The organism is Streptomyces ziwulingensis, assembly GCF_039542605.1.
Lineage (GTDB): Bacteria > Actinomycetota > Actinomycetes > Streptomycetales > Streptomycetaceae > Streptomyces > Streptomyces ziwulingensis.
Genome location: NZ_BAABIG010000072.1, coordinates 101,743 through 109,267 on the forward strand (window position 1 = coordinate 101,743; position 7,525 = coordinate 109,267).

The 7,525-nt window shown below is 73.7% G+C and carries 4 protein-coding genes; 3 read left to right on the forward strand and 1 reads right to left on the reverse strand.

Annotation, left to right across the window (positions count from 1 at the left end; all coding sequences use genetic code 11):
* Positions 1-58 precede the first annotated feature (58 nt).
* The 3 genes from ABEB00_RS29900 to ABEB00_RS29910 all read left to right on the forward strand — a co-directional run bounded on the left by ABEB00_RS29900 (position 59) and on the right by ABEB00_RS29910 (position 4,423).
* Positions 59-2,458, forward strand: a complete 2,400-nt coding sequence (locus ABEB00_RS29900; RefSeq protein ID WP_345623673.1) for a polysaccharide lyase 8 family protein — start codon at positions 59-61, stop codon at positions 2,456-2,458.
* A gap of 154 nt (positions 2,459-2,612) precedes the next feature.
* On the forward strand, positions 2,613-4,208 hold the full coding sequence (locus tag ABEB00_RS29905) for an acyl-CoA carboxylase subunit beta (protein WP_345623675.1): 1,596 nt from the start codon (positions 2,613-2,615) through the stop codon (positions 4,206-4,208).
* 20 nt (positions 4,209-4,228) lie between these two features.
* On the forward strand, positions 4,229-4,423 hold the full coding sequence (locus tag ABEB00_RS29910) for an acyl-CoA carboxylase subunit epsilon (RefSeq protein ID WP_345623677.1): 195 nt from the start codon (positions 4,229-4,231) through the stop codon (positions 4,421-4,423).
* Position 4,424: 1 nt separating this feature from the next.
* Here ABEB00_RS29910 and ABEB00_RS29915 read toward each other — a convergent pair whose 3' ends face one another.
* The gene (locus ABEB00_RS29915) at positions 4,425-7,430 is read right to left on the reverse strand and encodes an NACHT domain-containing protein (RefSeq protein ID WP_345623678.1); all 3,006 of its coding nucleotides are present in this window, start codon (positions 7,428-7,430) and stop codon (positions 4,425-4,427) included.
* Between the last annotated feature and the right edge of the window lie 95 nt (positions 7,431-7,525).

Genomic DNA, 7,525 nt, shown 5'->3' on the forward strand with positions numbered 1-7,525 from the left:
CTTGGTTCGTGTGCGGCGGTGTTCCCGTCCGGCGGCCGGCGTGGTAGACGCCATGTGCATGACCTCACTGTGGCCGTCGCGACGCCCACTCCGCCCCACCCGCCGGGCGGTCCTGCTCACCGCGGCCCTGGCCGCCGCCCTCACCCCGGCGCCCGCCGCCCGCGCCGCCGCCGACCCCTACGACGCCCTCCGCCGCCGCTGGACCGACCTCGCCCTCGGCACGGGCTACGACCCGGCCGCCGAGCCGTACGCCGCCCGCCTCGCCGAGACCGGCAGGCTCGCCCGCGCCCACCGGGCGGCCATGGCCCCCGCGCCCGGCTCCCTCTGGCCCGGCCACCCCTTCGACCCGCCCGCCGGCATCACCTTCAGCTACGGCCGCCTGTGGACGATGACCCAGGCGTACGCCCAGCAGGGCACCGGCTGCACCGGCGACGAGACGCTCCTCGCCGACGTCCTGCGCGGCCTCGACCACCTCGCCGCCACCGTCTACCACCCTGGCACCACCCGCTACGGCAACTGGTGGGAGTGGCAGATCGGCAGCCCCCGCCTGCTCACCGACATCACCGCCGTCCTTCACGAGCACCTGGGCGCCGAGCGGATCGCGGCGGCCTGCGCGGCCGTCGACCACTTCGTGCCCGACGCGATGCTCGGCGACTACACCGGCACCTCCACCGGCGCCAACCGCGTCGACCTGTGCCGCTCGGTCGCCCTGCGCGGCGTCCTGGGCCGGGCCCCCGCCAAGATCGCCCTCGCCCGCGACGCCCTCTCCCCGGTCTTCCCGTACGTCACCGAAGGGGACGGCCTGTACGCCGACGGCTCCTACCTCCAGCACACCTGGGTGGCGTACTCGGGGACGTACGGACAGGTCCTCCTCGACGGGCTCGGCCGCCTGTTCACGCTGCTCGCCGGGTCGGAGTGGGAGGTACGGGACCCGGCGCGGCAGATCGTCCTGGACAGTGTCGAGCACGCCTTCGCGCCGCTGATCCACGACGGGCTCGCCATGGACTGCGTCAACGGCCGCGCGATCAGCCGGGGCCTGTCCAAGAGCGAGGACCGGCCGCTCCTGCGCGGCGACCACTTCCACGGCCAACAGATCATCGCCGCCGTCGCCGTCCTCGCGGGCGGCGCGAGCCCGGCGGAACGCGACCGGTGGCACGCCCTGATCAAGGGCTGGATCGAACGGTCCGCGCAGGCCGCCGACTCGGGTCGCGCGGGCGAGGTGGCCTCCCGGGGCCGGGCGGCGGAGGCCGTCTCGCCGATCCTGACCGCACCCCAGTTCGGCGTGGCCGACCTGGCCCGGCTGCGGGCCGTCGCCGACTCGCCCGTACGGACCGCGCCCGAGCCCGTCGGCCACCGCCTCTTCGCCGCCATGGACCGCGCGGTCCACCGCCGTCCCGGCTTCACCGCCGCCCTGGCCATGGCCAGCGACCGCATCGCGCACTACGAGTGCGGCAACGGCGAGAACCCGCGCGGCTGGCACACCGGCGCCGGAATGCTCTCCTGGTGGCCGGCGGGCACCCGGACCGACCAGTACACGGACTGGTTCTGGCCGACCGTCGACTGGTACCGCCTCCCCGGCACCACCGTCTCCACCCGGCGCCTCGCCGACCGGGCGGGCGGCGAGTGGGGGGCGGCCCGGCCCGACGCGCGGGCGGTCGGCGGCACGACCGACGGCACCTACGCGGTGGTCTCCCAGCACCTGAAGGGCCTCGGCTCGACGCTCCAGGCCCGCAAGTCCTGGTTCTTCCTCGACGACCGCGTGGTCTGCCTCGGCGCCGGGATCACCTGCGCGGACGGGGTCCCGGTCGAGACGGTCGTGGACAACCGCAACCTGGGCGAGGCCGGCACCGCCGCCTTCACACGCGGCCACGACTGGGCGCACCTGGAGGGCCACGGCGGCTGGATCGTCCTCGACGGCGACCTGCGCGCCCTGCGCGAGGACCGCACCGGCGCCTGGTCCGACATCAACACCGGCTCCAGCACCGAACGCCGCACCCGCCGCTGGCAGACCCTCTGGCTCGACCACGGCACCGACCCGGCCGACGCGGCCTACGCCTACGCCGTGCTCCCCGGCGCCTCCCGCCGCGTAACCGCCCGCCGGGCCGTCGACCGCCGCCGGCTCAGGATTCTCGCCAACGACCCCGGGTGCCAGGCGGTCGCCGTCCCCGCCCGGGGACTGACGGCGGCGGCGTTCTGGCGGGCCGGTACGGTGGGGCCGCTCACCGCGCCGGCCGGGACGAGTGTGCTGGTCCGCCGTCGGCACCGTACCGCCACGCTCCACATCTCCGAATTCACCCGAATGGGCGAACCGCTGGAGATCGTCTGGGACCGGCCCGTGCGCGCCCCGGTCCGGGCCGACAGCACCGTCGAAATCCTCTCGACGGCACCCCGGTTGCGCCTGCGCGTCGCTCCGGGGACGGTGGGCGCCACCCATGAATGTGAGGTGGCTCTCAGATGACGGCTTTGTGCGACCTCAACAATGACAGGACCCCCTGAGCAGTCGAAAAGGCTGCATGGCGTCGTGGTTCTGTTCAGTGCTACCAGGAAAACGCTCCGGAGACTGTGAGGAGTCGACGGCTGGCTTTCCGCGGTGCACTTCGTAGAGTCGCTACATGACCGTTTTGGATGAGGCGCCGGGTGAGTCGACGGGCGAACCCGCGGACGCGCGCGGGCGGGTGGCCGAGCTGCACGAGATCCGTGCGCAGGCGCTCGCCGGACCGAGTGAGCAGGCGACGGCGGCGCAGCACGCCAAGGGCAAGCTGACCGCGCGCGAGCGGATCGAGCTGCTGCTCGACCCGGACTCCTTCCGCGAGGTCGAGCAGTTGCGCCGGCACCGGGCGACCGGCTTCGGCCTGGAGGCCAAGAAGCCCTACACGGACGGTGTCATCACCGGCTGGGGCACGGTGGAGGGCCGGACGGTCTTCGTCTACGCCCACGACTTCCGGATCTTCGGCGGCGCGCTGGGCGAGGCCCACGCCACCAAGATCCACAAGATCATGGACATGGCCATCGCGGCCGGTGCCCCGCTGGTCTCCCTGAACGACGGCGCCGGCGCCCGTATCCAGGAGGGCGTCTCGGCGCTGGCCGGCTACGGCGGCATCTTCCAGCGCAACACCAAGGCGTCCGGCGTCATCCCGCAGATCAGCGTGATGCTCGGCCCCTGCGCGGGCGGCGCGGCCTACAGCCCCGCCCTCACCGACTTCGTCTTCATGGTCCGCGAGACCTCGCAGATGTTCATCACCGGCCCGGACGTCGTCAAGGCGGTCACCGGCGAGGAGATCACCCAGAACGGCCTCGGCGGCGCCGACGTGCACGCCGAGACCTCCGGCGTGTGCCACTTCGCCTACGACGACGAGGAGACGTGCATCGCCGAGGTGCGCTACCTCCTCTCCCTGCTCCCGCAGAACAACCGGGAGAACCCGCCGCGCGCCGAGTCCTCCGACCCCGCCGGGCGCCGCTCCGACGTCCTGCTCGACCTGGTCCCGGCCGACGGCAACCGCCCGTACGACATGGCCAAGGTCATCGAGGAGATCGTCGACGACGGCGAGTACCTGGAGGTCCACGAGCGCTGGGCGCGGAACATCATCTGCGCGCTGGCCCGCCTGGACGGCCAGGTCGTCGGCATCGTCGCCAACCAGCCGCAGTCCCTCGCCGGTGTCCTCGACATCGAGGCCAGCGAGAAGGCCGCCCGCTTCGTGCAGATGTGCGACGCCTTCAACATCCCGATCGTCACCTTCCTGGACGTCCCCGGCTTCCTGCCCGGCGTCGACCAGGAGCACGGCGGCATCATCCGGCACGGCGCCAAGCTGCTCTACGCCTACTGCAACGCCACCGTGCCGCGGATCTCCCTGATCCTGCGCAAGGCGTACGGCGGCGCGTACATCGTCATGGACTCCCAGTCCATCGGCGCCGACCTCACCTACGCCTGGCCCACCAACGAGATCGCCGTGATGGGCGCGGAGGGCGCCGCGGGCGTCATCTTCCGGCGGCAGATCGCCGCCGCCGAGGACCCCGAGGCGATGCGGCAGAAGATGGTCAAGGAGTACAAGGCCGAGCTGATGCACCCGTACTACGCGGCCGAGCGCGGCCTCGTGGACGACGTCATCGACCCCGCCGAGACCCGCGAGGTGCTGATCAGCTCGCTGGCGATGCTCCAGACCAAGCACGCCGACCTGCCCTCCCGCAAGCACGGCAACCCCCCGCAGTGACCCCCCAAGGAGCCCGCCCCATGTCCATGCCCGACATCCGCGTCGAGAAGGGCCACGCCGACCCCGAGGAAGTCGCCGCCATCACCGCCGTCCTGATGGCCCGCGCGGCGGCCCGCCCCGCCGAGATCGCCCCCTCCCACGGCGGCCGCGTCCGCGCGGGCTGGCGCCGCCTGGAGCGCGAGCCCGGATTCCGCGCACCGCACAGTTGGCGGTAGCTCAGCGGGCGGTGACCTGGACGCCGGGCAGCTCCAGAGACGTGGGCAGCACGCAGTTGAGCAGCCTGAGCCGCTTGAGGGACGGTGGCAGCGGATCGGGCGAGTCCAGCCAGGCGGTCGCGTCGACGCTGTGCAGGGTCAGCGACTCCAGCCCCGGCAGCGCCGACAGTTGCCGCATGCCCTCCAGTGAGCAGGGCGTGCGGGCCATCAGCTCCAGTGTCCTGAGACCCGGGTGGCCCGCCAGTACCGACAGGTCGGTGGCCGGCGGCAGGAACCACAGCGACAGCGAGTCGAGGTCCGGACCCAGCCGCAGACCCTCCAGCCAGGAGGCGCTGGGGACGTTGAGATAGAGGCTTCGCAGGGCGGTCAGGTCGGCCACCGCCTCGGCTCCCGTCATCGGTCCGAAGCCCAGCAGGGCCAGAGTGTGGAGACCGGGATGGGCACGCAGCGTGCCGAGGTCGAGCCCAGCGCCGTATTCGAAGGCCAGCAGCCGCGTCAGCGGTGGCAGCTCGGTCGGGTCGCGGGGGAGCGGGGCCCTCGCGTACAGCCAGTCGGCGTGCTTCAGCCGCCGGAGCGCGCTCCACTGCCCGGAGTGGGTGACCGTGATCCACCTGCCCCTCAGCGTCAGGCGCGCCAGCACCTCGTCGGCGTAGGAGTCCGAGTCGAAGTAGGCCCACGCCTCGATCAGCTCCTCGATCACCTTGGGCCGCCCCTCCCCGACATACCCCGCCAACACCCCCAGCGCCTCCGCACCCCCGATCAGCGCCACCGTCCGTACCGTCTGCACCGCGGCCTTCTCGGTCAGCCCCGCCAGGGAGCGCGGGAGTCTGCGCAGCAGGCTCGGCCCGACCGCCGCCAGGGCCGGCGGGTCGGTCGGACGGCGGGCGGGCAGCAGGGCCGTCACCGCCGCGTCGAGCCGGGCGGCCAGCGCGTCCGGGACCTCCGGCAGCGTCTCCTGGCAGGAGGCGGCCAGCAGCCGCAGCGCCCGCGCGTGCCGGGGCTCGCGGTCGGCGCGGTCCAGGATGCCGCCGAGCAGCTCCTCCCGCTGCCGGGCGTGGGCATGGCCCGCCGCCATCATGACCGTCTCCCGCCACAGGTCCAGGTGCGCCCGCTCGACCAGGTTGCCCATCCGGTCCTCCTGCGCGGCCTCCTCCGCCGCCAGGTACTCCTGGAAGGTCCGGTGCACGAAGTCGAGCCGCCCCTCGGCGGGGGAGCGCAGCACCCCCGACCGGTCGCGCAACTGCGCCAGCACCCGGGCGCCGTCCAGCGGGTCCAGGTGCCGCATGGCACGCAGCTTCGCGGACACGTAACCGGCCGCCCGCTCCAGGTCGATGTCACTGCGGTTGTTGTCCGACAGCCGCCACGCCAGGTCCCGCAGCAGCACCAGCTTGTCGCCCAGACCGAGGGGGCTCTCCAGGGCGCTGGGCACGTTGCGGTCGGCGTCCCGCTCGTGCACCAGGGTATGCAGCGCGTCGCGGTACAGCTCCAGGCGGCTGTGCGGCAGCCGGCGGCCCCGGTTCAGGTGCATCGCGCAGAGCATCGCCGCCAGCAGCGGGGTGCCGGCCAGCGACCGCAGGTGCGGCCGGTCCTTCAGGCTGGTGAGCAGCGACTGCTCGTAACGCGGCAGTTCGTCCACCGGGCAGGGCAGTTCCGCGCCCACCTCGCGCACGGCCTGATGCCACTGCCGGACGAACGCGGCCAGGTCCGACGGGGTCATCCGGTCCAGGTGCAGCGCCGTGAAGTCCTCCCGGCGCAGCCAGTCCGCGCCGGCCGCGGCCGGACGGGAGGTGACGACCACCCTGACCGACCCGTACTCGCCGAGCAGCCGGCGCAGCCAGTCCCGTACCGCACGACGCTCCTTGTCGAGCAGCTCGTCCACCCCGTCGATCAGGAGCAGCACCCGGCCGGAGTCGAGCTGCCGCTCCACCCAGCCCCGCGGCATGATGCCCGTGATCTGCCCGGCGACCCCGTCGAGCAGCGCCCCGGGCGGGGGCGGCCGGCGCCCGCTGTACTCGCGCAGTTTGACGAAGACCGGGACCAGGCCGTTCCAGTCGGCCAGCTCCCCGGTGAAGGCGCCGCGGGCGGCGGTCACCGCGAGCCAGCGCAGCAGCGTCGTCTTGCCCGACCCGGCCTCGCCGCGCAGCAGCACCCGCGAGGCACCGCCCAGAGCGGCCTCCACGCGCATCCCCGAGCCCTCGTCCCGGGACTCCCAGTCGCTCATCTCCGGCCGCCGCGAGCGCGGCAGCGCCCGGCCCTCGCGGCGCCTGCCGTCGTCCCCGGAGGCCCGCAGACTCACGTACGCCACCGAGAGCCGCACCCGGGGCGACGAGGCCCGCGCGGCCGTCCGGCGGAACAGCTCCACCTCGTCCAGGTCCCGGCTGACCAGCTCCAGGTACCGGCGGCGAAACGCCGTGTCCTGGTCGCTGCCGTCCGGCGCGAGCAGCGAACGGTCCGGCAGCCGCTCCAGTATCCGCGCGATCTCGGCGCCCAGCGTGGCGGTGCGCACCAGGAGTTCGGCCGTCGCCCGCTCCTCGAAGACGGGCAGACCCCGCACGACCCGCACGTAGTACTCCACGCACTCGGCGAGCAGCAGCGCGTACAGGGCCTCCTCCGCCTCGCCGAGCCCGGCGGGCGCCGGTACCGCCCGGGTGATCCGGCGGATCAGCTCGGCGGCGTTCGCATCCGCGACGAGGAGGGCGTCGTCGCTCAGGTCGGCCCGCTCCAGCGTGCCGCACACCGCGTCGACCACGACGCGCCGGCTCTCCTCGTCCAGGTGCCGGAACTCCCGTGCCAGGAACGGTTCCAGCCGGTCGAAGACGGCGTCGGCGATCTGCCCGAACTGCCGGGCGACGCTGCGCTGCAGCCGGACCCCGCCGACCCGCACCCGGATCAGCTCCTCCATCGGCAGATGGCGTTCCTGCTCCCGCCGCCTGCCGCCCAGCCAGATCTGCGCCGCCGCCCGCGCCACGCTCGACCCCAGCCGCAACGCGGCCGCCTCAGCGCTCATCCCGTCCCCCGTCCGTCCCCCCTCCGGGGCCGCCCTACCTCAGGCGGGCCATCAACGCGTGCTCGACCAGCGTGATCAGCGCCGACTTCGCATCC

What these genes read in the sequence shown, in the direction of transcription:
- ABEB00_RS29900 (WP_345623673.1), top strand. Translation starts at nt 59, where the DNA reads ATGACCTCACTGTGGCCGTCGCGACGCCCACTCCGCCCCACCCGCCGG.
- ABEB00_RS29905 (WP_345623675.1), top strand. Translation starts at nt 2,613, where the DNA reads ATGACCGTTTTGGATGAGGCGCCGGGTGAGTCGACGGGCGAACCCGCG.
- ABEB00_RS29910 (WP_345623677.1), top strand. Translation starts at nt 4,229, where the DNA reads ATGTCCATGCCCGACATCCGCGTCGAGAAGGGCCACGCCGACCCCGAG.
- ABEB00_RS29915 (WP_345623678.1), bottom strand. Translation starts at nt 7,430, where the DNA reads ATGAGCGCTGAGGCGGCCGCGTTGCGGCTGGGGTCGAGCGTGGCGCGG.